At 63.3% G+C, this 24,116-nt stretch carries 24 protein-coding genes; 20 read left to right on the top strand and 4 right to left on the bottom strand.

Annotated elements, in window-relative coordinates:
- Positions 1 to 23: 23 nt before the first annotated feature.
- The 4 genes from ligA (at position 24) to F0Q04_RS11205 (ending at position 3,453) form a co-directional block, all read left to right on the top strand.
- Positions 24 to 461: a protocatechuate 4,5-dioxygenase subunit alpha gene (ligA, locus tag F0Q04_RS11190; protein WP_182345635.1), complete on the top strand. Its 438-nt coding sequence runs from the start codon at positions 24 to 26 to the stop codon at positions 459 to 461.
- Position 462: 1 nt separating this feature from the next.
- On the top strand, positions 463 to 1,332 hold the full coding sequence (locus F0Q04_RS11195) for a class III extradiol dioxygenase subunit beta (protein WP_116925213.1): 870 nt from the start codon (positions 463 to 465) through the stop codon (positions 1,330 to 1,332).
- 77 nt (positions 1,333 to 1,409) lie between these two features.
- The gene (locus F0Q04_RS11200) at positions 1,410 to 2,366 is read left to right on the top strand and encodes a Gfo/Idh/MocA family oxidoreductase (protein ID WP_182345453.1); all 957 of its coding nucleotides are present in this window, start codon (positions 1,410 to 1,412) and stop codon (positions 2,364 to 2,366) included.
- 70 nt (positions 2,367 to 2,436) lie between these two features.
- Complete coding sequence (locus F0Q04_RS11205) at positions 2,437 to 3,453, top strand: aldo/keto reductase (protein WP_182345454.1); 1,017 nt, start codon at positions 2,437 to 2,439, stop codon at positions 3,451 to 3,453.
- A 104-nt stretch (positions 3,454 to 3,557) separates the two neighbouring features.
- Here F0Q04_RS11205 and F0Q04_RS11210 read toward each other — a convergent pair whose 3' ends face one another.
- Genes F0Q04_RS11210 through F0Q04_RS11225 form a run of 4 tightly spaced genes read right to left on the bottom strand, consistent with a single transcriptional unit; the run spans position 3,558 to position 7,171 of the window.
- A complete protein-coding gene (locus tag F0Q04_RS11210; RefSeq protein ID WP_116925215.1) occupies positions 3,558 to 4,271 on the bottom strand; it encodes an SDR family NAD(P)-dependent oxidoreductase in 714 nt (237 codons plus the stop codon).
- 12 nt (positions 4,272 to 4,283) lie between these two features.
- Positions 4,284 to 5,363, bottom strand: a complete 1,080-nt coding sequence (locus F0Q04_RS11215; RefSeq protein WP_182345637.1) for a 2,3-butanediol dehydrogenase — start codon at positions 5,361 to 5,363, stop codon at positions 4,284 to 4,286.
- Positions 5,363 to 6,613 carry an MFS transporter gene (locus tag F0Q04_RS11220; protein WP_182345455.1) on the bottom strand — a complete coding sequence of 417 codons (1,251 nt, stop codon included), beginning with the start codon at positions 6,611 to 6,613 and terminating at the stop codon, positions 5,363 to 5,365. Before F0Q04_RS11220 ends, F0Q04_RS11215 begins: the two co-directional genes overlap by 1 nt.
- 24 nt (positions 6,614 to 6,637) lie before the next feature.
- The gene (locus F0Q04_RS11225) at positions 6,638 to 7,171 is read right to left on the bottom strand and encodes a 2,4'-dihydroxyacetophenone dioxygenase family protein (protein ID WP_116925217.1); all 534 of its coding nucleotides are present in this window, start codon (positions 7,169 to 7,171) and stop codon (positions 6,638 to 6,640) included.
- Positions 7,172 to 7,602: 431 nt separating this feature from the next.
- Here F0Q04_RS11225 and F0Q04_RS11230 point away from each other — a divergent pair, with 431 nt between their 5' ends.
- From F0Q04_RS11230 to der, 16 genes are all read left to right on the top strand, one after another.
- Positions 7,603 to 8,553, top strand: coding sequence for a LysR family transcriptional regulator (locus F0Q04_RS11230; RefSeq protein WP_116925218.1), 951 nt, complete (start codon positions 7,603 to 7,605; stop codon positions 8,551 to 8,553).
- A 180-nt stretch (positions 8,554 to 8,733) separates the two neighbouring features.
- Positions 8,734 to 9,513 carry a 5'/3'-nucleotidase SurE gene (gene surE / locus F0Q04_RS11235; protein ID WP_116925287.1) on the top strand — a complete coding sequence of 260 codons (780 nt, stop codon included), beginning with the start codon at positions 8,734 to 8,736 and terminating at the stop codon, positions 9,511 to 9,513.
- A 35-nt stretch (positions 9,514 to 9,548) separates the two neighbouring features.
- On the top strand, positions 9,549 to 10,310 hold the full coding sequence (locus F0Q04_RS11240; protein WP_116925288.1) for a protein-L-isoaspartate(D-aspartate) O-methyltransferase: 762 nt from the start codon (positions 9,549 to 9,551) through the stop codon (positions 10,308 to 10,310).
- Between the two features lie 11 nt (positions 10,311 to 10,321).
- On the top strand, positions 10,322 to 11,167 hold the full coding sequence (locus F0Q04_RS11245; RefSeq protein ID WP_182345456.1) for a peptidoglycan DD-metalloendopeptidase family protein: 846 nt from the start codon (positions 10,322 to 10,324) through the stop codon (positions 11,165 to 11,167).
- On the top strand, positions 11,167 to 12,234 hold the full coding sequence (locus F0Q04_RS11250; RefSeq protein ID WP_182345457.1) for an RluA family pseudouridine synthase: 1,068 nt from the start codon (positions 11,167 to 11,169) through the stop codon (positions 12,232 to 12,234). The genes F0Q04_RS11245 and F0Q04_RS11250 overlap by 1 nt, the downstream gene beginning before the upstream one ends.
- Before the next feature lie 198 nt (positions 12,235 to 12,432).
- Positions 12,433 to 13,338 (top strand): SMC-Scp complex subunit ScpB, encoded by a 906-nt coding sequence (gene scpB / locus F0Q04_RS11255; RefSeq protein ID WP_116925221.1) that lies wholly within the window; start codon positions 12,433 to 12,435, stop codon positions 13,336 to 13,338.
- Complete coding sequence (locus F0Q04_RS11260) at positions 13,331 to 14,776, top strand: pseudouridine synthase (protein ID WP_420093980.1); 1,446 nt, start codon at positions 13,331 to 13,333, stop codon at positions 14,774 to 14,776. Before scpB ends, F0Q04_RS11260 begins: the two co-directional genes overlap by 8 nt.
- 79 nt (positions 14,777 to 14,855) lie before the next feature.
- Positions 14,856 to 15,281 (top strand): nucleoside-diphosphate kinase, encoded by a 426-nt coding sequence (gene ndk / locus F0Q04_RS11265; protein ID WP_021027513.1) that lies wholly within the window; start codon positions 14,856 to 14,858, stop codon positions 15,279 to 15,281.
- Positions 15,282 to 15,340: 59 nt separating this feature from the next.
- A complete protein-coding gene (rlmN, locus tag F0Q04_RS11270) occupies positions 15,341 to 16,462 on the top strand; it encodes a 23S rRNA (adenine(2503)-C(2))-methyltransferase RlmN (RefSeq protein WP_182345459.1) in 1,122 nt (373 codons plus the stop codon).
- Positions 16,463 to 16,550: 88 nt separating this feature from the next.
- Positions 16,551 to 17,321: a type IV pilus biogenesis/stability protein PilW gene (pilW, locus tag F0Q04_RS11275; RefSeq protein ID WP_232539612.1), complete on the top strand. Its 771-nt coding sequence runs from the start codon at positions 16,551 to 16,553 to the stop codon at positions 17,319 to 17,321.
- A complete protein-coding gene (locus F0Q04_RS11280) occupies positions 17,318 to 18,235 on the top strand; it encodes a RodZ domain-containing protein (RefSeq protein ID WP_182345460.1) in 918 nt (305 codons plus the stop codon). The genes pilW and F0Q04_RS11280 overlap by 4 nt, the downstream gene beginning before the upstream one ends.
- Before the next feature lie 33 nt (positions 18,236 to 18,268).
- Entirely contained in the window at positions 18,269 to 19,513 is a 1,245-nt protein-coding gene (gene ispG / locus F0Q04_RS11285) for a flavodoxin-dependent (E)-4-hydroxy-3-methylbut-2-enyl-diphosphate synthase (protein ID WP_116925289.1), read from the top strand.
- 61 nt (positions 19,514 to 19,574) lie between these two features.
- Positions 19,575 to 20,879: a histidine--tRNA ligase gene (hisS, locus tag F0Q04_RS11290; protein ID WP_182345461.1), complete on the top strand. Its 1,305-nt coding sequence runs from the start codon at positions 19,575 to 19,577 to the stop codon at positions 20,877 to 20,879.
- A 50-nt stretch (positions 20,880 to 20,929) separates the two neighbouring features.
- Positions 20,930 to 21,574, top strand: a complete 645-nt coding sequence (locus tag F0Q04_RS11295) for a YfgM family protein (protein WP_182345462.1) — start codon at positions 20,930 to 20,932, stop codon at positions 21,572 to 21,574.
- 22 nt (positions 21,575 to 21,596) lie between these two features.
- Positions 21,597 to 22,748, top strand: coding sequence for an outer membrane protein assembly factor BamB (gene bamB / locus F0Q04_RS11300; RefSeq protein WP_182345463.1), 1,152 nt, complete (start codon positions 21,597 to 21,599; stop codon positions 22,746 to 22,748).
- A 21-nt stretch (positions 22,749 to 22,769) separates the two neighbouring features.
- Positions 22,770 to 24,110 (top strand): ribosome biogenesis GTPase Der, encoded by a 1,341-nt coding sequence (gene der / locus F0Q04_RS11305; RefSeq protein WP_182345464.1) that lies wholly within the window; start codon positions 22,770 to 22,772, stop codon positions 24,108 to 24,110.
- The last annotated feature ends 6 nt before the right edge of the window (positions 24,111 to 24,116 follow it).

The raw sequence follows: 24,116 nt of genomic DNA on the forward strand, positions 1-24,116 counted from the left end.
ATGACCAACTTGGAAAGAAAAATATGGCTTTAGAAAAACCCTATCTTGATGTGCCGGGCACCGTGATATTTGATGCTGACCAGTCACGCAAGGGCTATTGGCTCAACCAGTTTTGCATGTCGTTGATGCAAGCGGACAACCGGGCGCGTTTCAAGGCCGATGAGCGGGCCTATCTGGACGGCTGGGATATGACCGAGGAGCAGAAGCAGGCCGTGATGGCCCGCGACCTGAATTGGTGCATACGCACAGGCGGAAATATCTATTTTCTGGCCAAGATCGGGGCCACCGATGGCAAGAGCTTTCAGCAGATGGCCGGCTCGATGACGGGCATGAGCGAGGAGGCTTACCGCGCAATGATGATCGCCGGTGGTCGCTCGGTGGAGGGGTGCCGCTTCATGCATGAGGCGGCAGGCACGCCGGCGCAGCCGACAGGCGGCATCGCCATCCATGAGGGAGTCTGATATGGCACGCATCAGCGCATCGGTGTTCACCTCACATGTGCCCGCCATTGGCGTGGCCATCGACCAGGGCCTCACCCAGCAAGCCTACTGGCAGCCGCTCTTCCAAGGCTATGAATATTCGCGCCAGTGGATGCGCGAGAACCCGCCCGACGTCATATTTCTGGTCTACAACGACCATGCAACAGCCTTCAGCCTGGACCTGATTCCCACCTTTGCCATCGGCACGGGTGCGGCCTACTCGCCAGCCGATGAAGGCTGGGGGCCGCGACCGGTGCCGAACGTGATCGGCCATCCTGAGCTGGCCTCGCATATCGCGCAGTCGGTGATACAGCAGGATTTTGACCTGACCATCGTCAACAAGATGGATGTAGACCATGGGCTCACCGTGCCGCTGTCCCTGATGTGCGGAGAGCAGCCCGCCGATGGCGGTGCCTGGCCTTGCCCGGTCATTCCGTTTGCCGTCAATGTGGTGCAGTACCCCGTCCCCTCGGGCCAGCGCTGCTTCAGCCTGGGCAATGCGATCCGCAAGGCGGTGGAGAGCTTTGACGCGGACCTCAATGTGCAGATCTGGGGCACCGGTGGCATGAGCCACCAGCTGCAAGGCACGCGTGCGGGTCTGATCAACCAGGAGTGGGACAACTGCTTCCTGGACCAGCTGATCCACCGCCCCGCCAGTTTGGCCAAGGTGCCCCATATCGACTATGTGCGAGAGGCGGGCTCCGAGGGGATTGAGCTGGTCATGTGGCTGATTGCCCGTGGCGCGATGGCCGATGTGGCCGATCCTGCTAAGCGGCCCACGGTCAAGCACCGCTTCTACCATGTGCCGGCCTCCAACACCGCCGTGGGTCACCTGATTCTAGAAAACGCTTGAGAGACGCTGATGTTTCTGATTTTTGGTACGCATCGCCCAGTTGCTGATTTGGGCACCCAGACACCCTGGAGGACACCATGACACGTCGACCCATCAACGTAGCGCTTGCAGGAGCGGGCGCCTTTGGCCTCAAACACCTGGAAGGCATTGCGCATATCCCCGGGGTGCAGGTTGTGTCCCTGGTCGATCCCGATTTGTCCAAGGCGCGGCAGGTGGCCGAGCAATATGCCATTGCGCATGTGGCCACCAGCTTGCAGGACAGCCTGGCGCGGCCGCGGGTGGATGCGGTGATTCTGTGCACGCCCACGCAGTTGCATGCCAGCCAGGCGCGCCAGTGCTTGCTGGCAGGCAAGCATGTGCAGGTGGAGATTCCGCTCGCCGACCGGCTGGAAGACGCGCTGGCGGTGGCCGAGCTGCAAAAATCCAGTGGCCTGGTGGCGATGTGTGGCCATACCCGCCGCTTCAATCCCAGCCACCAATGGATCCAGCAAAAGGTGCAGGCGGGCAGCTTCCGGCTCCAGCAAATGGATGTGCAGACCCACTTTTTCCGCCGCAGCAATACGAACGCCTTGGGTCAGCCGCGCAGCTGGACCGACCATCTGCTCTGGCACCATGCGGCGCACACGGTCGATTTGTTCGCCCACCAGGCGGGCAGTCCCATCGTGCAATCCCATGCCGTGCAAGGGCCGCTGCACCCCGAGCTGGGCATTGCGATGGACATGGGCATCGTGCTCAAGGCGGCCAATGGCGCCCTGTGCACCCTGAGCCTGTCTTTCAACAACGATGGCCCATTGGGTACTTTCTTTCGCTATATCGGCGACACGGGCACCTATGTGGCGCGTTATGACGAGTTGCTCGATGGCCAGGGTCAGGCCATCGATGTCTCGCAGGTGGACGTGTCGATGAATGGCATCGAGCTGCAGGACCGCGAGTTTTTCGCCGCCATCCGCGAGGGCCGCCAGCCCCGCGCCAGCATCGCCCAGGTGTTGCCCTGCTACCAGGTTTTGCATGCTTTGGAGCAGCAGCTGCAGTAATATCGGCCCGACCAGTCGTGAACCGCCTGCACACCTTATCGCAGGCGGTTTTGGTTTTTCAGGAGAGATGATGAGCGATCGCCTTATTGGCCCCTTCCAGGTCGGCCCTGTCGCCCTGGGTTGCATGAACCTGAGCCATGCCTATGGCCACCCGGCCACGCAGGCGCAGGCCCAGGCGCTGCTGCATGCAGCGCTCGATGCCGGGGTCACCTTGTTTGATACAGCAGCGCTCTACGGCTTTGGCGCCAATGAAGCGCTGGTCGGGCCGGTGCTCAAGCCGCACCGCCACCGCATTACGCTGGCGAGCAAGTGCGGTATGGCGGGCGTGCGTGGCGATGATGGCGTGATGCGCCGTGTGATTGATGGCCATCCCAAGACCTTGCGCCGCCATTGCGAAGACAGCTTGCAGCGTCTGGGCACCGATGTCATTGACCTGTACTACCTGCACCGCTGGGACCGGCGGGTGCCGATCGAAGAATCGGTGGGCGCGATGTCGCGCCTGGTGGAAGAGGGCAAGGTCCGGGCGCTAGGCCTGTCCGAGGTCGGGGCGGAGACGCTGCGGCGCGCCCATGGCACCCACCCGATTGCGGCCTTGCAAAGCGAGTATTCGCTGTGGTCACGCAATGCCGAGTTGGGAAGCTTGCAGGCTTGCCGCGAGCTGGGCATTGCCTATGTAGCCTTCAGCCCGATGGGCCGGGCTTTTCTGTCAGGCAAATTGCCTGCCGGCACCCAATGGGTGCCGGGCGATATCCGTGCGGGCATGCCCCGTTTCCAGCCCGAGGCCTATGCCAAGAACCTGCGGCTGCTGGCGCCCATGCAGGCGATTGCCGAGCGCGCGGACTGCAGCCTGGCCGAACTGGCCATTGCCTGGGTGCTGCACCAGGGCGAGCATGTGGTTGCGCTGCCAGGTACCACCGATATAGACCATTTGCATGAAAATCTGCGTGGCGGCAGTGTGCGGCTGGATGCCGGCTTGCTGGCCGAGCTCGACGCCTTGTTTGCCCCGGAGGCCATCGAAGGCGAGCGTTATGCACCAGCCTCGCAGCGCGAGGTGGATACCGAAAAGTTTGCGTTCGAGCAGTGCTGATGCCAGGCTGACAGGGCGCTTGGGGCGCTGTGCAGAACGGGGAGCGGATCTACCCGACTCCCCGTTCCGCTGTCCTGTGCTACCTGCCATCCCACGCGCTGGGACTAGACCGTCAGGTAGCCGCCATCGACGGGAATGACGGCGCCGTTGACAAAGGATGCGGCGGGTGAGCACAGAAAACCGATCACCGCCGCCACCTCGGACGCATGGCCCCAGCGCTGCATGGGGGTGCGAGACAGAATGCCTGCCGAGGCCTTGGGGTCGGCCATCAGGCCTTCGCTCAAGGGGGTGGCAATCCAGCCGGGAGCGACCGCATTGACACGCACGCCCTCATGCGCCCAGGTTTGGGCCAGCGAGCGCGTCAACTGCACGATGCCGCCCTTGCTGGCACTGTAGGCGGGGCGGTCCTTGCTGCCAAAGTAGCTGTACATCGATGCCACATTGACGATGCAGCCCTGGCGTTGCAGCAGATGTGGCGCAGCGGCCATCGAGGCCTGCATCACGGCCGTCAAATTGGTGTGGATGACTTGCAAGAAGGCCTCTGGCTGGTATTCCTGTGCATGGCGGCTGATGCCCGCCGCGTTGACCAGCGCATCGAGCCGGGGCAGCTCGGCGATCGTCTGGCTCAGCTTGGCGCTGTCACAGACATCGAGCTCCAGGCACTGGATGCGGGGATGGCGCGGCGCATGCAGGCCCTGCGCGTCCAGCCCCAGGGCCAGCACGGAGGCGCCGGCGTGGGCAAAGTGCAGCGCGGTGCTCGCGCCAATGCCGGAGGTGCCGCCGGTAATGAGAATGACGTTTTCTTCGATGGTGGACATCCTGGGTGTTTCCTAATGCTGGTTGTTGCAGCCCGCGCTCGGGCTCACGAGAATCTTGATCTGGGACCGGTCCTGCACCAGTGCTGCAAAGCCGTTACTGACCGCCTGTTCGAGCGGGACTGTTCGGGTGATGATGGCGCTGGGGTCGAAGGCGCCGGCCGCGATGCGCCCGATCAATTCCGGGTACACATCGCGGTAGCCGACGCTGGCCACCAGGCTCAGCTCACGGTTGACGGCGTCAAAGGCGTCGAGCCGCGCCTCGGACATGAGCCCCACCATCACCATGTTTCCGCCTTTGCGCAGTGCGCGCAATGCGCCTTCGAACGTGGCTTGCAGGCCGGCGGCTTCAAAGCTGGTGTCTACGCCCAGGCCGGCAGTGGCCGAGGCGATGGTGTGCCGCAACTCGCGCGGCGTGAGGCCCTTGGCATCGACGAGGTGGCTGGCGCCTGCCTGCTTTGCCATGTGCAGGCGCTGGGGCGATACATCCACCGCAATGATGGTGCCCGCTCCTTGCAGTTTGGCGAGCGTGACCAGCAGCAGCCCGATGGGGCCCAGCCCGAAGATGGCGCAACTGGCGCCTTCAGCCAACTGGCTGCGGTGCAGCGCATGCAGCGCGACGGCAGCGGGCTCCAGCACAGCGGCCTGTTCCAGCGTCACCACATCGGGCAGGCGATGGAGCATGTAGCTGGGCACTACGGCAAACTCGGCCATGCCGCCGTCACCCATCAGCCCGGCAAAACCCATGTCGGCGCAGAGGTTGTAGGCGCCGCTGCCGCAGTAAGCGCAGTGGCTGCAGCGGTACTCGGGCTCCACCGCCACCCGGTCACCCACCTGTAGGCCGGTGACCTCGCTGCCCAGCTCGACCACCGTGCCACAGAACTCGTGGCCCAGCGTCAAAGGCGCGCTGCGCCCCGAGACCGCGTGGGCGGTGCCGACCGGGATGGCATGGGGGCCTGATTCGTATTCGTGCAAATCACTGCCGCAGATGCCGCAGTACTGCACCGCAATCCGTACTTGCTGGGAGCCGGGGCGGGGGATGGGGATCTGCTCCAGGCGCAGATCCTGGGCGCCATGCCAGCGCAACGCGCGCATCATGGCGCAGCTCCTGCAACTCCCGCAGCGGCACGGCGCTGCAGCACCAGCGGGGCGGTTTCCTTCAGACCCAGCGCGAGCAGCCCTGCCACCAGTGCCCCAGCAGCCGCTATCCACATCGTCACCGGCAGGCCGTAATGGTCGGCCGCTAGGCCCGCAGCAGTGGGGGCCACAAAGCCGCCCACCAACTCGCCCGCGCCCATGATGAGGCCCAGCGCGCCGGTCAATACCTGGGGCGGCACGGTTTCAGCCGGGACCGTTGCCATGAAGAGGGTAAAACACCCCAGGCCGTTATAGGTGAAGAACACCACCGCACCCAAGGCGACGGCCGAATCCCCATAGATCAGCGCGATAGGGCACATCGCCGCAATCGGTGCAAAGATGGCCAGCGCTGTTTTGCGTCCGATCCGGTCGGAGATGGCGGGTACCGCAAAGCCCCAGAACACCCAGGCGGCGCCCAGGCAGGTCATCACCAAGCCCATGTCGCCCGGCGAAAACGCGCGGTATTTGACGAGAAAGGTGGGCGCAAACGAGATGATGATGATGAACCAGGTGAGGAAAAAGCAGCTGATAAGCATGCACAGCAGCACATTGCGCTCACGCAGCAGGGCCCAGCGGTTGATCGGCGCTGGCTTGGCGTCTGCGGCAGGAGCGCCACCCGGGTGTTCATGCACCCAGCGCCAGATGCACAGGGCGATCAGCATGCCGGGGATGACGGTGACATAAAAGGCCACGCGCCAGCCAAAATGTGTGGCCAGGCCAATGACCACCGGTGGCCCGATCATTGCGCCAATCAGACCGGCCGACGAGCCCTGCAGCAAGCCCATGTTGAGGCCGCGCCGCGAAGGCGTGGAGCTTTGGATCATCAGGGACTGCGCGATGGGCAGCACCGGCCCTTCTGCCAGGCCCATCAGCGCGCGGAACACCAGCAGGCTGATGAAACCCCCAACGAGCCCGGACAAGGCCGAGCAGATGGAAAAGCCCAGCACGGACACCACCAGCAAGGCCTTGCGCTTGGCGCGCGAATCGGACCAGGCGCCCGCAATCGCCCCGGAGAGGGCCCAGGTCAGTGCCAGGGCCGAGGAGATCATGCCCAGCTGGGTCTGGCTTAGATCGAGCTCATCTTGCATGAAGGGGAACAGAAAGGACAGCGCCAGGCGGTCAAAAAAGACAAAGCCGAAGGTCAGAAAGAGGATCAGCAGCAGCCGGTTCTCATAGGTCCACAAGGCGCGGATGGAGGATGGTTTCATGGCGTTCTCCAGGCTCTGCAGCCGTTAGCGGAAGAGCTTTTCCACGGCCTCGGCGCCCAGGCCCACCTTTTCGTAGTGGGCCTTGCACATGGCGATGTAGGAGTGCACATCAAAGTAGCCATCGGGCTTGCCCTGTTCGTCCAGCCAGATCAGCGGCCCCTTGACGATGAAGAAGGCCCGCATGGGTTCGGGATGGTCGAAGGCGACCAGCGTGTGGCCTTCGCCGGGGGTCTCGTAGACAAAGTCGCCCTTGGTCGCCGTCCAGTCATGCTCCAGGTAGCCCCATTTGCCCGAGATGGTGTAGGCAAAGACTTCATGGGGGTGGTAGTGGCGGTTGACCAGGCCCGCTTTCTTGGCCATCAGGATGTCGCACCACTTGTTTTGTGATGGCGAAATCCACAGGGGGCGGGAGAACACGGTGTCCGTGAACGGCACATACAGGCGCTCGTCTTCCGGCACGGCATTGGGCGTGTAGACCTCCGGGAGCGCATCGGGCATGAAGGGGTTGGCGATGGGGCTGAGGTGTTGCCAGAACTCGGTGTTGGCTTTGTCGACCATGGTGGATCTCCTTGGGATTGAGGGAAGGGTTGAAGTCGGTGCATTGCATCGCGAACAGGGGCAGGGACCGGGAAGAAGCCTGGTGCATCCGGTGGCCGTGTCAGCGCGGCTGCTGGCGGTACCGCGCGCCGGTGAAGCGGGCGCAACCGTCAGTTGTGAGGGCTGCATGAGGGCGGCTGTGTGCCTGTCAATGCAAGCAGGGCGTGTGGCTGGGAGCGGTGGGAGGGCGCCCGGTGGACGCAGGGTCTGCGCTGGCATGGATCCGGTTGTGCTGCATCCTGAGGTCTCCTGGCTTTCTGTGTTGTATGACGAAACCCATTCTGTGGAAGATGACCCCAGAGTCCTAGGTGGCAGCGAAGCTAGCAGCTATAGCAAAATGGCATACTAATAGCTAAAAATTATTAGAATTTAAAAAATTGAAGGGGATTCCTATGAATTTGCAGCAAATCGAAACCTTTGTGGCGGTAGCGGAAACCGGCAGCTTCAGCAAGGCGGCCATGTTGTCGGACACGGCGCAGCCGGCGCTGAGCCGGCAGGTGCGGGCGCTGGAGGTCGAATTGCGTGAGACCTTGCTGATCCGCACCGGGCGCGGTGTGACATTGACGGAGGCCGGAAGGCGCTTGCTGGAGCACAGCCATGCCATCCTGCAGCACGTGGCCCAGGCCAAGGAGGACCTGGGTTGTGAGCGCGATGAGCCGGTGGGCCGCATCGTGGTGGGGCTGCCGCCCAGCCTGGCCAGGCGGCTGACGCTGCCGCTGATCCATGCTTTCGGCAGCAAAATGCCCAAGGCCCGCGTGGCGATCGTCGAGGGCTTTTCCGTTCAGATGGCCGAGTGGCTGGCCTCGGGCCGCATGGACCTGGGTCTGGTCTATTCGCCCGAACCGCATCCGCATATCGAGATCAGCCCGGTCTTGCAGGAGCGCCTGTGTCTGGTAGGACCTGCCTGCGCGCTGGGCGGCCGCACCAGCCTCGCGTTCCAGGATCTGTCGGATTTTCCGCTGATCATGCCGCAGTACGGCCAGATCTTTCGCAAGCTGATGGAAGCCCAGGCCAGGCTGTCGCAGGTCAAGCTCAATGTGGTCTGGGAGGTATCGAGCGTGCCGGCCATCTTGGATTTGGTGCGCGGCGGTTACGGCTATGCGGCCTTGACGCGCAGTGCGCTCGACGGGCATGTGGTGGGTGAGCGTCTGGTGGTCGCGCCCATCGAGTCGCCTGCGGTGATGATCAACCTGTGCCTGGCGCAGTCAGCCAAACGCAAAGCCACGCCTTTGCTGCGCTGCACCGCAGCCGTCTTGCAGGCGTTGACCACCGAGGTCTGCGCACAGGCCCCGTCCATGGCGCCAAGCGAGGGCTCCGGCAGCGACAGCGGCATGTCATCGTAATTTTGTGTAGCAATGGGCTGGTCGCGTGGGGGCGGGGCGGCAGCGCTCCTTACAATGCCTGAGCCCTGTGCATAGGCCGCATTTCCGTGGGCCGGGGCGGCCTGCCGGTCGCTTTGCTGCCACACTCCGCTCGGGTTCTGTGTTGGCACCTCTACAATGCAGTGCAACTGGTTCAATGACATGAAGATACTGCTTTGTAACGATGATGGTTATCAGGCGCCCGGCATCGTGGCGTTGCATGACGCATTGCAGGCGGTAGCCGATGTCGAGGTGGTGGCACCAGAACACAACAACAGTGCCAAATCGAATGCGCTGACCTTGCATTCCCCGCTGTACGTGCAGCGCGCTGCCAATGGCTTTCGCTATGTCAATGGCACACCGGCTGACTGCGTGCATATCGCGCTGACGGGTCTATTGGGTTATCGGCCCGATTTGGTTATCTCCGGCATCAATAACGGCGCCAATATGGGCGATGACACCATCTATTCCGGTACCGTCGGCGCGGCGATGGAGGGCTATCTGTTCGGTATCCCAGCGATGGCCTTCTCGCAGATCGACAAGGGCTGGGGCGAGCTGGAATCGGCCGCCAAAAAGGCCTGTGAGTTGGTGCAGCAGTTCGAAGCGGCCAAGCTGGTGACCCTCAAGCCCTGGCTGCTCAATATCAATATTCCCAACCTGCCGTTTGACGAGATCAAGCCGCTCAAGCTGTGCCGTCTGGGGCGCAGGCATTCGGCCGAGAAGGTGATCACCCAGACCAGTCCCCGGGGCGAGACCATGTACTGGATCGGCAATGCCGGCCTGGCGCTCGATGACGCCGAGGGCACCGACTTCCATGCGGCGGCGTCCGGCCATATGGCGATCACCCCGCTCAAGGTGGATTTGACCGACCATGACAGCCTCGCTTACTGGGCGCAGACGGCGGCGAGCCTGCGCAGCAAGGACCTGGAGGTGCCAGGGTGACCTTGCGCAAGCCCGGCTTTCCTGCCCGCGGTGCCATGCCTGTGAGCACCAAACCACAGGCCAGCAGCGTGCATCGGCAATGGGCCCGGCTGCCTGCGGAGCTGTCGCCCGTGCCCATGGCGGTGCGCGAGTCGCTGGGCCCTGAGAGCGTAGATTTCACCTCGGCGCGCTGGCGCATGGTCCAGCGCCTGGCTGCCTCGGGCGTGGAGCACACCCGGGTGCTCAAAGTGATGAATTCCGTGCTGCGCCACCAATTTGTTGACAGTGCACTGGCGGTTCAGGCCTATGAGGACACCAGTTTGCCTATAGGATTGGGGCAGACCATCTCCAAACCCAGCGTGGTGGCGCGGATGTGCGAGCTGCTGCTGCAATCGCCTGCGGGGAAAATGGGCCTGGGCCGTATATTGGAGATTGGCACGGGCTGCGGCTACCAGGCCGCGGTTCTGAGCCTGATGGCCAAAGAGGTGTATACCATTGAGCGGCTGCGTGCGTTGCATGAAAAGGCGCGGGTCAACCTGCGTCCCTTGCGGCTGGCCAATGTGCACCTGATCCTGGGCGATGGCATGCTGGGCTTTGAAAAGGGCGCGCCTTACGCCGGGATCATCGCTGCAGCCGGCGGGGATTCGGTTCCTCAGGCATGGTGTGACCAGCTGGCAGAAGGCGGCCGGCTCGTGGCACCGGTGATGGGGCCGGGCCAACAACAGGTTTTGCTCGTGGTGGACCGCAGTGCTGATGGATTTCAGCGCACGGTTCTGGAGCATGTTCATTTCGTACCCCTAAAATCGGGGCTTGGTTAAGAAGGATAGGTATGTTGGATTCACGTGGTGTTTTGACCTGGGGTGCCAGTGTGGTAGCGGCCATGGTGCTGGCGGGTTGTGGTAGCACATCGCTCAACCAGGCGCCCGTGGAAGATCGGGGTTCATCGGCAGGTCGCACGCCTTCGTCGACCGCCTCTGCGCCCGCACGCATTGATCCGGCCACCTTGCCTGGCGCAGAAAACGCCGGCAAGCCCGGCTACTACACCGTCAAGCCCGGTGAGACCTTGATGCGCATTGCGGCTGACAACGGCCAGAACTGGCGCGACATTGCCCGCTGGAGCAATCTGGACAATCCCAACGTCATTGAAGTCGGCCAGGTGCTGCGTGTGGTGCCACCGGTGACGGCCGCTGCCAGTGCTGCCCCGGCAGCGACTGCGCCGGCTGTGACCGGTGCGAACACGCCAGCGGCGACGCCCGCACCCGCCCCAGCGCCTGCTGCCGCAGCTTCTGCACCGGCTGCCTCTGATGGCAATCTGGGCTTTATCTGGCCGGCGTCGGGTGCTGTCATTCAAGGCTTTGACGATGCGCGTAACAAGGGTGTGGATATTGGTGGCAAAGCCGGCGATCCGGTCGTAGCAGCCGCCGACGGCCGGGTGATCTACTCGGGTGCAGGCCTGCGCGGCTACGGCAACCTGATTCTGGTCAAGCACAACAACACCTACCTGACCGCTTACGCCCACAACCAGACCTTGCTGGTCAAGGACGACCAGGTGGTCAAGAAGGGTCAGAAGATTGCCGAGATGGGCAGCTCCGACGCCGACCGCGTCAAGCTACACTTTGAGGTGCGCCGCCAGGGCAAGCCGGTCGATCCATCGCGCTACCTGCCTTCCCGCTGATGCCGGGCACTTCTTCGAAGCCGACATCGCCGCCCGCCGACGATGTCGGCTTTTCCCATTTGGACGATGCCCCTTTGTCCTCGCCTGAAGGCGATGAGGAGTCGGCGGAGGTCGAGTCGCAGGCCTGGGAAACCCGCACGGTCGTGGCCGGGGTGGCTGAGCATGGCATGCGCCTGGACAAGGCGCTGGCGCAGTGGGTGCCGGAGTTCTCGCGCAGCTACCTGCAGGCCTTGCTGCTGCAAGGCGCGGTGCTGGTCAATGGCAAGTCCGGCCTCAAGCCCAGCGCCAAGGTCAAGGCCGGTGACCAGGCGGTGGTCGAGCTGCGTCCTACGCAGCAAAGCCAGGCCTTTTTGCCGCAGGATATTGCGCTCGATGTGGTCTACCAGGACGAGCACCTGCTCATCATCAACAAGCCCGCCGGCATGGTGGTGCACCCCGCGCCAGGCAATTGGAGCGGCACCTTGCTCAATGCGTTGCTGGCCTATGACGCCAAGGCGGCCCAGCTGCCGCGCGCGGGCATTGTGCACCGGCTGGACAAGGACACCAGCGGCCTGATGGTCGTGGCGCGTGAGCGCCAGACCATGGATGCGCTGGTCAAGCTGATTGCCGCGCGCGATGTGCGCCGCAATTACCTGGCGCTGGGCCACAAGCCCTGGCAGGGCGCAGCGCAGACCTCGGTCAGCCTGCCCATTGGCCGTGATCCGCGCAACCGGCTGCGCATGGCGGCGGTCGATCTGGCCCAGCACCCGGGTAAACCGGCGCGCACCGATATCCGCCTGCTGGTCAATGGCGAGCAGGGCTGCGCAGTGTTCTGCAGCCTGCATACCGGGCGCACGCACCAGATCCGCGTGCACATGGCCTCGCTCCAGCACCCGCTGCTGGCCGACACGCTCTACGGCGGCACACCGGCTGCCGGCATGGAGCGCCAGGCCTTGCATGCGCTGCGGCTGGCTTTTGTGCATCCGGTCACGGGACAGAGCATGTCCTGGTTCGCGCTGCCGCCTGCCGATATCACCTCGGCGATGGAAAATTGGGATCTTCGGTATAATTTAGCCCAATTGGCCTAAGCGCCACCCATGCAGTTCTGGTTTTTGACCAGCGCAAACATCTGGTTTGCGCACTGCAACGGTGGCGCCCAGTGCCGACGGCTATGGGCGTTTATGCCTGCGCCGTGATCTTGGCCATGCAAACGCGGCCCTCTTGATACGCATTCCTTTGTCTCAACACGCAGCCCGCGCGCTGGCGTGCCAACAGGGATTTATCGCATGCATACTTTGGAAGCAAAACGGGTGCTGGAGACTGCGCTGATCTGCGCGCCCCAGCCCATCACCGTGCGTGAGCTGCGGGGATTGTTTGCCGATGATTTGGGAACGGATACGCTCAAGGTGCTGCTGCAGGAGCTGCAGCTCGATTGGTCCCATCGCGGTGTGGAGTTGGTGCAGGTGGCATCGGGCTGGCGCTTTCAGAGCCGGCCGGAGATGCGCGAGTACCTGGACCGTTTGCACCCCGAGAAGCCGCCCAAGTACTCGCGTGCAACCTTGGAGACCTTGGCCATCATTGCCTACCGGCAGCCGGTCACCCGTGGCGATATCGAAGATATCCGGGGGGTGACCGTCAACAGCTTGATCATCAAGCAGTTGGAGGACCGGGGCTGGGTGGAGGTGATTGGCTACCGGGAGACCATCGGGCGGCCTGCGCTGCTGGCGACCACCCGGCAGTTTTTGGACGACCTGGGTCTGCAGTCGCTGGACCAGTTGCCCGAGTTGGACAGCAGCAACCAGCCGCAGACGATGTTTGACAGCCTGCCGCTGGAGGCTGCGCCGGACGAAGCTGTGCCGCAGGATGCCGGGCTGCCGGACGCCGAGGCTTTTGAGTTGGTGGGCGAGTCGATGCCGATGGTAGCGCCCGCGGACGAGGTGGATGCTTTGGAAGAGTTGCAGGACGCGCAGGATTTACAAGACGCGCAGGATGTGCAGACCTCACCCTTAGGTGAGGCTGCCGGTGATGAAGATACTGCCGCCCATCAGGCGGCTGAGGCCCAGGCGGCAAGTGGCGAGGCAGATGCCCCCGCCGCAGCGGCCGCAGAAATAGATGCGGATCCTTTGGACCGTGATGACGATGCACATAATTCCGCACCAGGCGGGGTAGAAAAGCAAAAAAATGATGAGTGATACCAGCGATATGAATGCGCCCCAGGACGGAGATAAGGCCTTGCAAGAAGGCGCTGCCCCGTCCGGCAAGCGCCGCGCCCCGCGCAAGCGTGCCGTGCCTGCGCAAGCTGCAGCGGCTGACGAATTCCAGGCGGCGCGCGCTGACGCCGGCGAGGCTGATGGCGACGCTGCTGCCCAGCCCGCCGGTGAGCCGCGTGCGCGCCGTGATGGCGAGCCGCGCGTGAGCCGTTACCCGGCCCGTGCCCGCCGTTTCCGCGAGCGTGATGCGCAGGGCGCCCAAGGCGATGCGCCGCCCGCCCGGGGCCGTGGTCCTGCGGGCCGCCCGCAGCGCGATGCCGAGTCGGAAGGCTATGCCTTCGAAGATGTGGTGGCCGGCGCGCTGGAAGCGGCGGAAGACTCGGATACCCCCGCACCGGTCAAGCGCGTGCTCCAGCCCCATGTGGAAGCGCCCAAGCTGCACAAGCTGCTGGCCCAGGCGGGCATGGGTTCGCGCCTGGAGATGGAGCGCCTGATTCTGGAAGGCCGCATCTCCGTCAACAACGAGCCGGCCCACGTCGGTCAGCGCATTTTGCACAGCGACAAGATCCGTGTGAATGGCAAGCTGATCACCTTCCGCATCGAGCAGCCGCCAGCGCGCGTGCTCGCCTACCACAAGCCGGTGGGTGAGGTGGTGACGCATGACGACCCGCAAAACCGCCCCACGGTGTTCCGCAAGCTGCCGCGCGTCTCGCACGGCAAGTGGCAGTCCATTGGCCGTCTCGATCTGAACACCGAAGGCCTGCTGCTGTTCACCAATTCCGGTGAACTGGCCAACAACCTGATGCACCCGCGCTTTGGCCTCGAGCGTGAGTACGCGGTGCGCGTGCTGGGCGCCCTGACCAATGAAGAAAAGGCCTTGCTGCTCGCTGGCGTGAACCTGGAAGACGGCGTGGCGAGCTTTGGCTCCATCGACGACGGCGGAGGCGAAGGCGCCAACTGCTGGTACCGCGTCACCATCTCCGAAGGCCGTAACCGTGAAGTGCGCCGCATGTTCGAGTCGGTGGGTCACGCGGTCAGCCGCCTGATCCGTATCCGCTACGGCGCGATGGTGCTGCCGCGCGGCCTGCGCCGGGGCTCCTGGGTCGAGCTCGACCAGCGTGACATCCAGGCGCTGACCGTGGCGGCCGGTGGCGTGGTGGAGCGCAAACCCCGCGAGCAAAATGCCGCGGGCCGGGGCGGGCGCAGCGACAACCGTCCCCAGCACAACGGCCCGCGCCCATCGGTGGGCCCTGCCAAGAACACCCGGGGCGGCGGCTTGCGCAAGGCGCCCGAGAAGCGCAGTACCCAACCCGATCCGATGAAGACCTCGCTGGGCTACATCGGTCATGACAGCCTGACGCGTCAGCGCCAGGGCCAGCGCAAGAGCGGTGGCGGATTCAAGCGCGGTGGAAGGTCGTAGTCACGCCACTGACTTCCCGGACACCGTACAATCAAAGGTTTGCTTTTAGAGCAAAAAATCCATCAACAGGAAATTTATTATGGCAATCGAACGTACCCTCTCGATCATCAAGCCCGATGCAGTGGCTAAGAATGTTATCGGTCAAATCTACGCCCGCTTTGAAGCTGCTGGCCTGAAGATCGTGGCCGCCAAGCTGGTGCAACTGTCGCGTCAAGACGCTGAGCAGTTCTACGCTGTGCACGCTGCCCGTCCTTTCTTCAAGGATCTGGTGGACTTCATGATCTCCGGCCCTGTGATGATCCAGGCTCTGGAAGGCGAAAACGCCATCCTGAAGAACCGTGAGCTGATGGGCGCTACCGATCCCAAGAAGGCTGACAAGGGCACGATCCGCGCTGACTTCGCTGACAGCATCGACGCCAACGCCGTGCACGGCTCTGACGCCGCTGAGACCGCCGCTGTGGAAGTGGCGTTCTTCTTCCCCGGCATGAACGTCTATTCCCGTTAATTGACATGTACGCGGCCGCAAGGCCGCGTGGCATAGGTAAGTGGCCCGAGCGTATATCCATGACCACCAATTTGCTTGATTTTGATTTGGCTGGTTTGACCGCCTTTTGCGAAGGGCTGGGAGAGAAGCGCTTCCGGGCCACGCAGCTTTTTCGCTGGATCCACCAGCGCGGTGCAGCCGATTTCGACCAGATGACCGATCTGGCCAAGTCCCTGCGCGAAAAACTCAAGGGCACGGCCCATGTCACGGCGCTGCCCGTGATCACCGAGCATGTGTCCGCCGACGGAACGGTCAAGTGGCTGTTCGACGTGGGTGATGGCAATGCTGTCGAATCCGTATTCATTCCCGAAGATGACCGTGGCACCTTGTGCGTCTCTTCGCAGGCCGGTTGCGCGGTGGGATGCCGCTTTTGCTCGACAGGGCACCAGGGCTTCAGCCGCAACCTGACCACCGGCGAAATCATGGCGCAGCTGTGGTTTGCCGAACATGCGCTGCGCAAGCGCCTGGGGCGCGATGAGCGCATCATCTCCAACGTGGTGATGATGGGCATGGGCGAGCCCCTGCAAAATTACACGGCCCTGGTGCCCGCGCTGCGCACCATGCTCGATGACCATGGCTATGGTCTGTCGCGCCGCCGCGTCACCGTCTCCACCTCGGGCGTCGTGCCGATGATGGACCGCCTGGCGCAGGATTGCGCGGTGGCGCTGGCCGTGTCGCTGCACGCTCCCAACGATCCGCTGCGCAATGGTCTGGTGCCGCTGAACAAGAAATACCCGCTTGGCGAGCTGATGCAGTCCTGCCGCCGCTACCTGGAGTTTGCGCCGCGTGACTTCATCACCTTTGAGTACTGCATGCTCGACGGCGTCAACGACCAACCCGAGCATGCCCAGCAATTGATAGCACTGGTGCGAGAGTATGCGGGCAACGGCGGGGCATGGTGCAAATTCAATTTGATTCCATTCAACCCTTTTCCAGCCTCGGGTCTGTTACGATCACCTGCCAGTCGGGTGACGGAATTTGCCAAGATGCTCTCGGATGCGGGCGTTGTGACCACCGTGCGCAAGACCCGGGGTGACGACATCGATGCGGCCTGCGGCCAGCTCGCTGGCGATGTGAAGGACCGCACCAAAGCGGCAGAACGCATGGCCAAGAACCGGGTCATACCGCTGGCGCAAGTCTAGAAATAGTCCAAACAGTTTGAGGAGGGTGTGCATGCAAGAGGCTGTGACAAAAGGGCAACCGAGGGTACATCGCCTCACGGCTGCCGCCTTGCTGGGTTTGGCCCTGGTAGGCGGTTTGTCGGGCTGTGGTACCAGCAGCAGTACGGCCCGTGAGGATGCCGCCTATGTCACCCAATCCGATGAGACCGAAATCCATCGGCGCGCGCGCATCCGCCTTGAGCTGGCCGCCAACTATTTCCAGTCTGGCAAGACCACGATCGCGCTCGACGAGATCAAGCAAGTGCTGGCGCTCGACCCCAACAGCGGTGATGCCTACAACATGCGTGGCCTCATCTACATGCAGCTGGGCGAGCCCGATATTGCCGGCGAGAGCTTTACCAAGGCCCAGTCGCTCAAGCCCACCGATGGCGACATCATGCACAACCACGGCTGGTTGCTCTGCCAGGAGAAAAAATACGAGGCGGCTGACCGCTATTTCAACCAGGCCCTGGCGCAGCGCCAGTATTTTCAGCAAGCCAAGACCTTGATGGCGCAGGGCCTGTGCCATGAAGCGGCCGGCAAGCCTGCCGAGGCCGAGGCCAGCTTGCTCAAGGCCTATGACTACGACGCGGGCAACCCCATCGTCAGCTTCAACCTCGCCAAGCTGCTGAACCAGCGCGGCGATGCACGCCGCGCGCAGTTCTATATCCGGCGCCTGAACAACGGCGAGCTGGCCAATGCCGGCTCCCTGTTCCTCGGTATCCAAATTGAAAAAGCCCTGGGCGATGGAGCGAGCGCGCGTGCGCTCGCTGCCCAATTGCAAAAGCGTTTCCCCGACTCCAAAGAGGCGGCACGTATTGCTGGTGGAGGCGTGCTGTGATCGAGTCTGATATCCAACAAGCAACGAACGCCAGCGATGCGTCCCCAGGCGGCGTGATGAGCGCTGGCGAGATGCTGCGCCAGGCGCGCGAGGAGCTGGGCTACCACCTGCCGGCCGTGGCCGCGCACCTGAAGGTGTCGGTGCACAAGCTCGAAGCGCTGGAAGCGGGCAATTGGAGCGCCTTCCCGGACGTGGTCTTTGTGCGCGCACTGGCCTCCGCCGTGTGCCGTGTCCTCAAGATCGATCCGGCGCCCGTGCTGGCACAGTTGCCCAAGCCGCCTGGCAAGGACCTGAGCTCTGGCGTGGAAAGCGTCAAGACCCGCGTGGCCGTGGGCCCGGCGCAGAGCAAGAAAAACGATTTTCCCAGCAGCAAGCCTTTTCCCTGGATGGGCGTGGTCGTGCTGCTGATCGTAGCGACCGTTGGCGTGCTGTTTTATCCGCAGCTGGCAGATTACTGGAAGAGCCAAGCCGCCGCGTCTGCGCCGGCGCCGGCACGCTCGAACAATGTCGCCGGTGTGGCTGACCAGCCCGAGCCGGTGGCACTGGGTGGCAGCTCGACCGACCCCGTGCCCGAGGCACCGGCCAATGGCGCAACTGACGCCGGTGGCAGCGCTGCGCTGGCTGGCCAGTCCAGCCCGGCCGCTGCGGCCCCTGCGGCTGCTGCTCCTACAGAGGGCGCGCCGTTGTTGCATTTCAAGGCCAGCCAGGACAGCTGGGTGCAGGTCAAGGAAGCCAGCGGCAAGGTGGTGTTTGAAAAGACCATCCGCGCTGGCACGAGTGAAGATATCGCGGCCACGCCGCCGCTCAAGCTCATCGTGGGCAATGCGGTGGGGGTGGAGATGCAGCTGCGCGGGTCGGGTTTTGATCTGAAAAAAGTGACCAAGGGCAGCACCGCCCGTTTTGAGGTGAATTAAGTGCAAGAAGAGAACATCCTGTTGCCTGTGCCCATGGTGGCACCGGCCGCGCGCAAAAGCCGCCAGGCCCGTGTGGTCTGGGGTGACCGTGTGGTGACGGTCGGGGGCGATGCGCCGGTGCGCATACAGTCGATGACGAATACCGATACCGTGGATGTGATCGAGACGGCCATCCAGGTCAAGGAGCTGGCGCAGGCGGGCTCGGAGATGGTGCGCATCACCGTCAACACACCCGAGGCCGCAGCAGCGGTGCCCTATGTGCGCGAGCAGCTCGACCGCATGGGCGAGAACGTGCCGCTGGTGGGCGACTTCCACTACAACGGCCACCGCCTGCTGACCGAGTTCCCTGACTGCGCCAAGGCACTGTCCAAGTACCGCATCAACCCGGGCAACGTGGGCAAGGGCGACAAGAAGGACAAGCAGTTTGGCCAGATGATCGAGGCGGCCATGCAGTATGACAAGGCCGTGCGCATTGGCGTGAACTGGGGCAGCCTGGACCAGGAGTTGCTCGCCGAGCTGATGGACGAGAACAGCCGCCGCGCGGTTCCCTGGGATGGGCGCCAGGTGATGTACGAGGCGCTGATCACCTCGGCCATATCCTCTGCGCAGCGTGCCCAGGAGATGGGCCTGAATGGCGACCAGATCATTCTGTCCTGCAAGGTCAGTGGCGTGCAGGATCTGGTGGCGGTCTACCGCGGCCTGTCTGCGCGCTGCGACTATGCACTGCACCTGGGGCTGACCGAGGCGGGCATGGGCACCAAGGGCACGGTGGCCTCGGCCGCTGCGCTGTCGATCCTGCTGCAGGACGGCATTGGCGACACCATCCGCGTGTCGCTGACCCCGCAGCCGGGTGAAGCGCGCACGCAAGAGGTGGTGGTGGCCAGCGAGATTCTGCAAGCCATGGGCATGCGCAGCTTTGTGCCTAGTGTCACCGCCTGCCCGGGGTGTGGCCGCACCACCAGCACCACCTTCCAGGAGCTGGCGCGCGACATCGACCAGCACCTGCGCTCGCAAATGCCGGTCTGGCGTGTGAAGTACCCCGGTGTCGAGAAGATGAAGGTGGCCGTGATGGGCTGCATCGTCAATGGCCCCGGCGAGAGCAAGCATGCCGATATCGGCATCAGCCTGCCGGGCAATGGCGAGTCGCCTGCTGCCCCCGTCTTTATCGATGGCGAAAAGGCCCTGACCCTGCGCGGTGACCGCATTGCGCAGGAGTTCCACGAGATCGTGCAGGCCTACGTGGAGCGCCGCTACGGTGCCGCCAAGGTAGATAATTGAGAGTTGCACTTGCTGGCCTGGCAAGTGTTTGCAAGCAGACTGAACAGAGAGATTGAAGCCCATGGGCATGAATGAAAAGCTGGCCGCCATCAAAGGCATGAACGATATCCTGCCGCCCGATTCGGCCATGTGGGAATGGTTTGAAGGCAAGGTGCGCGATGTGATGGGGCGTTTTGCCTACCGCAATATCCGCACGCCGCTGGCCGAGCATACGGCGCTGTTTGTGCGTGGCCTGGGTGAGGTGACCGATATCGTCGAGAAGGAAATGTATTCCTTCGAAGACCGGGCCGACAAGCACGGCCAGGCCGAGCATCTGACCTTGCGCCCCGAAGGCACGGCTGGTGTGGTGCGTGCCGTGGTCGAGAACAACCTGCTCTATGACGGCGGCAAGCGCCTGTTCTACATCGGCGCGATGTTCCGCCGCGAAAAGCCCCAGCGCGGCCGCTACCGCCAGTTCCACCAGGTGGGTGTCGAAGCCATGGGCTTTGGCGGCGCTGAGCTCGATGCCGAGGTGATCCTGCTGGCCGCGCAGCTGTGGAAGGACCTGGGCATTGAAGGCGTGCGCCTGGAGCTCAACAGCCTGGGCCAGCCAGAGGAGCGCCGCGCGCACCGCGAGGCGCTGGTGGCCTATTTCGAGCAGCACACCGAAGTGATGGACGACGAGGGCAAGCGCCGCATGTACAGCAACCCGCTGCGCGTGCTTGACACCAAGAACCCGGCCATGCAGGCGATGGTCAATGCCGCGCCCCAGCTGCTTGATTTTCTGGGTGAGGACTCCAAGGCCCACCTCAAGGCCGTGCAGGACATCCTGGACGCCAACGGCGTGGCCTGGTCGGTCAACCCGCGCCTGGTGCGCGGCATGGACTACTACAACCTGACGGTGTTCGAGTTCATCACCGACAAGCTCGGCTCGCAAGGCACGATCTGCGGCGGCGGCCGCTATGACTACCTGATCGAGCAGATTGGCGGCAAGCCCGCGCCGGCCGTGGGCTGGGGTATGGGCATCGAGCGCGTGCTCGAGCTGATCAAGGAGCTGAATATCCAGTGGGATCGCCCGTCTATTGACGCCTACGCTATCCTGCCGGACGCAGCCCTGCTGCCGCAGGCCATGCGCGTGATCCAGACCCTGCGACAAGCCGGTGTGCGGGTGCAGATGCATGGCTCAGCGGTGGCAGGGAGCCTGGGCAGCATGAAGTCGCAGTTCAAGAAGGCCGATGCCAGCGGCGCCGCTTGCGCGCTGATTTTTGGCAGCGACGAGATGCAGCGCGGCATGGTGACCGTCAAGCAGCTGCGCGATGGCGAGGGCGCCCAAGCTGAACGCGCTATCGACGCCGTGGCCGGTTGGGCAGCGCAACTGCGCGCATAAGCGCAGTCGCAGCGGCAAGCTTTTTTTTGATTCAACTCCATTAGAACAATATGGCAACGCATTTAGATCTGGAAGAACAGGAACAGATAGACCAGCTCAAGCACTTCTGGAACAAGTGGGGCACCTTGATCACCACGGTACTGGTGATTGTGCTGGGTGGCTTTGCCGCCTGGAATGGCTACCAGTACTGGCAAAACCGCCAGGCATCGCAAGCGAGCGCACTGTCGTCGGCGATCGAATCGGCCGTCAACTCGGGTGACAAGACCCGTATCGACCAGGCCTTTGGCGATCTGCGCAGCAACTACGGCAGCACTGTGCAGGCGGCGCATGCCGGTCTGCTGGTGGCCAAGGCGGCGGGTGACAAGGGCCAGATGGACGATGCCAAGGCAGCGCTCACCTGGGTGGCAGACAATGCATCGGACGAAGGCCTCAAGGCCACCGCCCGCGTGCGTTTGGCAGCGGTGCTGCTCAACAGCCAGGCCTATGACGAGGCGCTCAAGGTGCTGGGCACCAAGATGCCGACCGAGTTCGATGCCGTGGTGGCAGACCACAAGGGCGATGTCTACCTGGCCAAGGGCGACAAGGCGCAAGCCATCGAGTCCTACAAGGCGGCCTTGCAAAAGACCGAACCGGGCGTGGAATACCGCAACGTGATCTCCGTCAAGCTCAATGCGCTGGGCGAAGATCTGAAGTGATGGATGGCAGAAGGCAGTGCGCATGAAACAACAACAGGCATATGCTGCAGCAGCTGCTGCAGCCAAGGTTTTGACGGTATCGGCAGTGGCGCTGGCCATTGCGGGCTGCTCTTTGTTCTCGTCGGACAAGCGCAAGCCCACTGAGCTGGAGCCCAATGTCGCACTGCTGTCCGTGCAGCAGGTCTGGACGCAGCGCATGGGCAAGAGCAATCCCACCTTGGTGATGAATGTCAGCGGCAAGGTGGTGACCCTGGCTTCGGCCGACGGCCAGGTGGCTGCGATCAATGCCGACACGGGTGCCGATCTCTGGCGCGTCAACGTGGGCCAGAAGCTCTCGGCGGGCGTGGGCAGTGATGGCAAATGGGCCGCTGTGGTGACCGAAGACGGCAACCTGGTGGCGCTGACCCAGGGCAAGGAAATGTGGCGCAAGCGCCTGCCAGCGCGTGTCTATACCGCGCCGCTGGTGGCGGGCGAGCGCATCTTCGTGCAAAGCGCGGACCGTTCGGTGCAGGCCTTTGATGCGGCCTCAGGCCAGGCACTTTGGAGCCAGGCCAAGACCAGCGAAGCGCTGGTGCTGCGCCAAAGCGGTGTGCTGACCGCCTATCAGGACACCCTGGTCGCTGGCGTCTCGGGCCGCTTTGTCGGTATCGACCCCAACACTGGCGCACTGCGCTGGGAAGTGCCGATTGCCAGCCCCCGTGGCACCAATGACGTTGAGCGTCTGGTGGAGCTGGTGGGTGGCGTCTCGCGCCAAGGCTCGGTGCTGTGCACGCGTGCCTACCAGATGGCCGTGGGCTGTATTGATGCCGCTACCGCGCAGCTGAGCTGGACCGTGCGTGCCGACGGTATCAATGGCATCTCGGGTGATGCCGAGGTGGTGGCCGGTGCCGATGGCAATGGCGTGATCACAGCCTGGGCGCATGAGGGCGGCAGCGTGGTGTGGACGAGCAATCGCCTGCGCTACCGCAAGCTGAGCCAGCCGCTGGTGCTGGGCCGCTCTGTGATTTTTGGTGATAGTTCGGGCACGGTGCATATGCTGTCCAAGAAAGACGGCTCGCCGCTCAACCGCTTCTCTACCAACAGCTCCGGTATCTCCGTGGCGCCGGTAGTGGCGGGCAACACCATGGTGGTGCAGACGAATGACGGCGCGGTGTATGGCTTTCGGCCCGAGTAAGAAAAGAAAAAGTAGTCAGGAATGAAGCCAGTTATTGCTTTGGTGGGGCGCCCCAATGTGGGCAAATCCACCTTGTTCAACCGCATGACAAAGTCGCGCGACGCCATCGTTGCCGACTTTGCCGGGTTGACGCGTGATCGCCATTACGGCCAAGGCCGTCAGGGCAAGCACGAATACATCGTGATCGATACCGGTGGTTTCGAGCCCGATGCGACCAGTGGCATTTTCAAGGAAATGGCCAAGCAGACCCGCCAGGCCGTGGCCGAGGCGGATGTGGTGCTGTTCGTGGTCGATGTGCGCCTGGGCCTGTCGGCCCAGGACCATGAGATTGCCGGCTACCTGCGCCGCCTGGGCAAGCCTGCCATGCTGGTGGGCAACAAGGCCGAAGGCATGAAGGACGGCGGCCAGTTGGCCGAGTTCTATGAGCTCGGTCTGGGTGAGGTGTTCCCGGTCTCGGCCGCGCACGGCCAGGGCATCCGCACCATGATCGACATGGCGCTGGAGAAATTGCCTTGGCTCAACCAGGACGAGGATGCAGAGCCCGAAGAAGATGAGAGCGTCATCAAGCTGGCCGTGGCAGGGCGCCCGAATGTGGGCAAGTCCACCTTGATCAATACCTGGCTGGGTGAAGAGCGCCTGGTGGCCTTTGACATGGCCGGTACCACGCGCGATGCGATTGCGGTGCCGTTCGAGAAGAATGGCCAGAAGTTCCAGCTGATCGACACCGCTGGTTTGCGCCGCAAGGGCCGCGTGTTCGAGGCGATCGAGAAGTTCTCGGTGGTCAAGACCTTGCAGGCCATTGAAGGCGCCAACGTGGTGCTGCTGCTGCTCGATGCCACGCAAGGCGTGACCGACCAGGACGCCCACATCGCCGGCTACATTCTGGAGAGCGGTCGCGCCGTGGTGCTGGCCGTCAACAAGTGGGATGCGCTCGATGACTATGGCCGCCAGATGCTGGAGCGCTCGATCGAGCTGCGCCTGTCCTTCCTGAAGTTTGCACCGCTGCACTTCATCTCGGCCAAGAAGCGCCAGGGCCTGGGCCCGCTGTGGACCTCGATGACCCAGGCGCACAAGTCGGCCCTGTGCAAGATGCCGACGCCCGTGCTCACGCGCGTGCTGCTGGAGTCGGTGCAGTACCAGACTCCCAAGAAGATCGGGCCTTACCGCCCCAAGCTGCGCTATGCGCACCAAGGTGGCATGAACCCGCCGGTGATCGTGATCCACGGCAATTCGCTCGAACACATCACCGATGCGTACAAGCGATTCCTGGAAGGGCGTTTCCGCAAGGAATTTAATTTGATCGGCACCCCCTTGCGGATTGAATTCAAGACCTCACATAACCCTTACGCTGACAAAGATTGATAGCGT

Source organism: Comamonas koreensis, from assembly GCF_014076495.1.
In the GTDB taxonomy this organism is placed as follows: Bacteria; Pseudomonadota; Gammaproteobacteria; order Burkholderiales; family Burkholderiaceae_C; genus Comamonas; species Comamonas squillarum.

Excerpts from the sequence above, each read along its gene's own strand:
- ligA (WP_182345635.1), top strand. The coding sequence starts at position 24 with ATGGCTTTAGAAAAACCCTATCTTGATGTGCCGGGCACCGTGATATTT.
- F0Q04_RS11195 (WP_116925213.1), top strand. The coding sequence starts at position 463 with ATGGCACGCATCAGCGCATCGGTGTTCACCTCACATGTGCCCGCCATT.
- F0Q04_RS11200 (WP_182345453.1), top strand. The coding sequence starts at position 1,410 with ATGACACGTCGACCCATCAACGTAGCGCTTGCAGGAGCGGGCGCCTTT.
- F0Q04_RS11205 (WP_182345454.1), top strand. The coding sequence starts at position 2,437 with ATGAGCGATCGCCTTATTGGCCCCTTCCAGGTCGGCCCTGTCGCCCTG.
- F0Q04_RS11210 (WP_116925215.1), bottom strand. The coding sequence starts at position 4,271 with ATGTCCACCATCGAAGAAAACGTCATTCTCATTACCGGCGGCACCTCC.
- F0Q04_RS11215 (WP_182345637.1), bottom strand. The coding sequence starts at position 5,363 with ATGCGCGCGTTGCGCTGGCATGGCGCCCAGGATCTGCGCCTGGAGCAG.
- F0Q04_RS11220 (WP_182345455.1), bottom strand. The coding sequence starts at position 6,613 with ATGAAACCATCCTCCATCCGCGCCTTGTGGACCTATGAGAACCGGCTG.
- F0Q04_RS11225 (WP_116925217.1), bottom strand. The coding sequence starts at position 7,171 with ATGGTCGACAAAGCCAACACCGAGTTCTGGCAACACCTCAGCCCCATC.
- F0Q04_RS11230 (WP_116925218.1), top strand. The coding sequence starts at position 7,603 with ATGAATTTGCAGCAAATCGAAACCTTTGTGGCGGTAGCGGAAACCGGC.
- surE (WP_116925287.1), top strand. The coding sequence starts at position 8,734 with ATGAAGATACTGCTTTGTAACGATGATGGTTATCAGGCGCCCGGCATC.
- F0Q04_RS11240 (WP_116925288.1), top strand. The coding sequence starts at position 9,549 with ATGCCTGTGAGCACCAAACCACAGGCCAGCAGCGTGCATCGGCAATGG.
- F0Q04_RS11245 (WP_182345456.1), top strand. The coding sequence starts at position 10,322 with ATGTTGGATTCACGTGGTGTTTTGACCTGGGGTGCCAGTGTGGTAGCG.
- F0Q04_RS11250 (WP_182345457.1), top strand. The coding sequence starts at position 11,167 with ATGCCGGGCACTTCTTCGAAGCCGACATCGCCGCCCGCCGACGATGTC.
- scpB (WP_116925221.1), top strand. The coding sequence starts at position 12,433 with ATGCATACTTTGGAAGCAAAACGGGTGCTGGAGACTGCGCTGATCTGC.
- F0Q04_RS11260 (WP_420093980.1), top strand. The coding sequence starts at position 13,331 with ATGAGTGATACCAGCGATATGAATGCGCCCCAGGACGGAGATAAGGCC.
- ndk (WP_021027513.1), top strand. The coding sequence starts at position 14,856 with ATGGCAATCGAACGTACCCTCTCGATCATCAAGCCCGATGCAGTGGCT.
- rlmN (WP_182345459.1), top strand. The coding sequence starts at position 15,341 with ATGACCACCAATTTGCTTGATTTTGATTTGGCTGGTTTGACCGCCTTT.
- ispG (WP_116925289.1), top strand. The coding sequence starts at position 18,269 with ATGGTGGCACCGGCCGCGCGCAAAAGCCGCCAGGCCCGTGTGGTCTGG.
- hisS (WP_182345461.1), top strand. The coding sequence starts at position 19,575 with ATGGGCATGAATGAAAAGCTGGCCGCCATCAAAGGCATGAACGATATC.
- F0Q04_RS11295 (WP_182345462.1), top strand. The coding sequence starts at position 20,930 with ATGGCAACGCATTTAGATCTGGAAGAACAGGAACAGATAGACCAGCTC.
- bamB (WP_182345463.1), top strand. The coding sequence starts at position 21,597 with ATGAAACAACAACAGGCATATGCTGCAGCAGCTGCTGCAGCCAAGGTT.
- der (WP_182345464.1), top strand. The coding sequence starts at position 22,770 with ATGAAGCCAGTTATTGCTTTGGTGGGGCGCCCCAATGTGGGCAAATCC.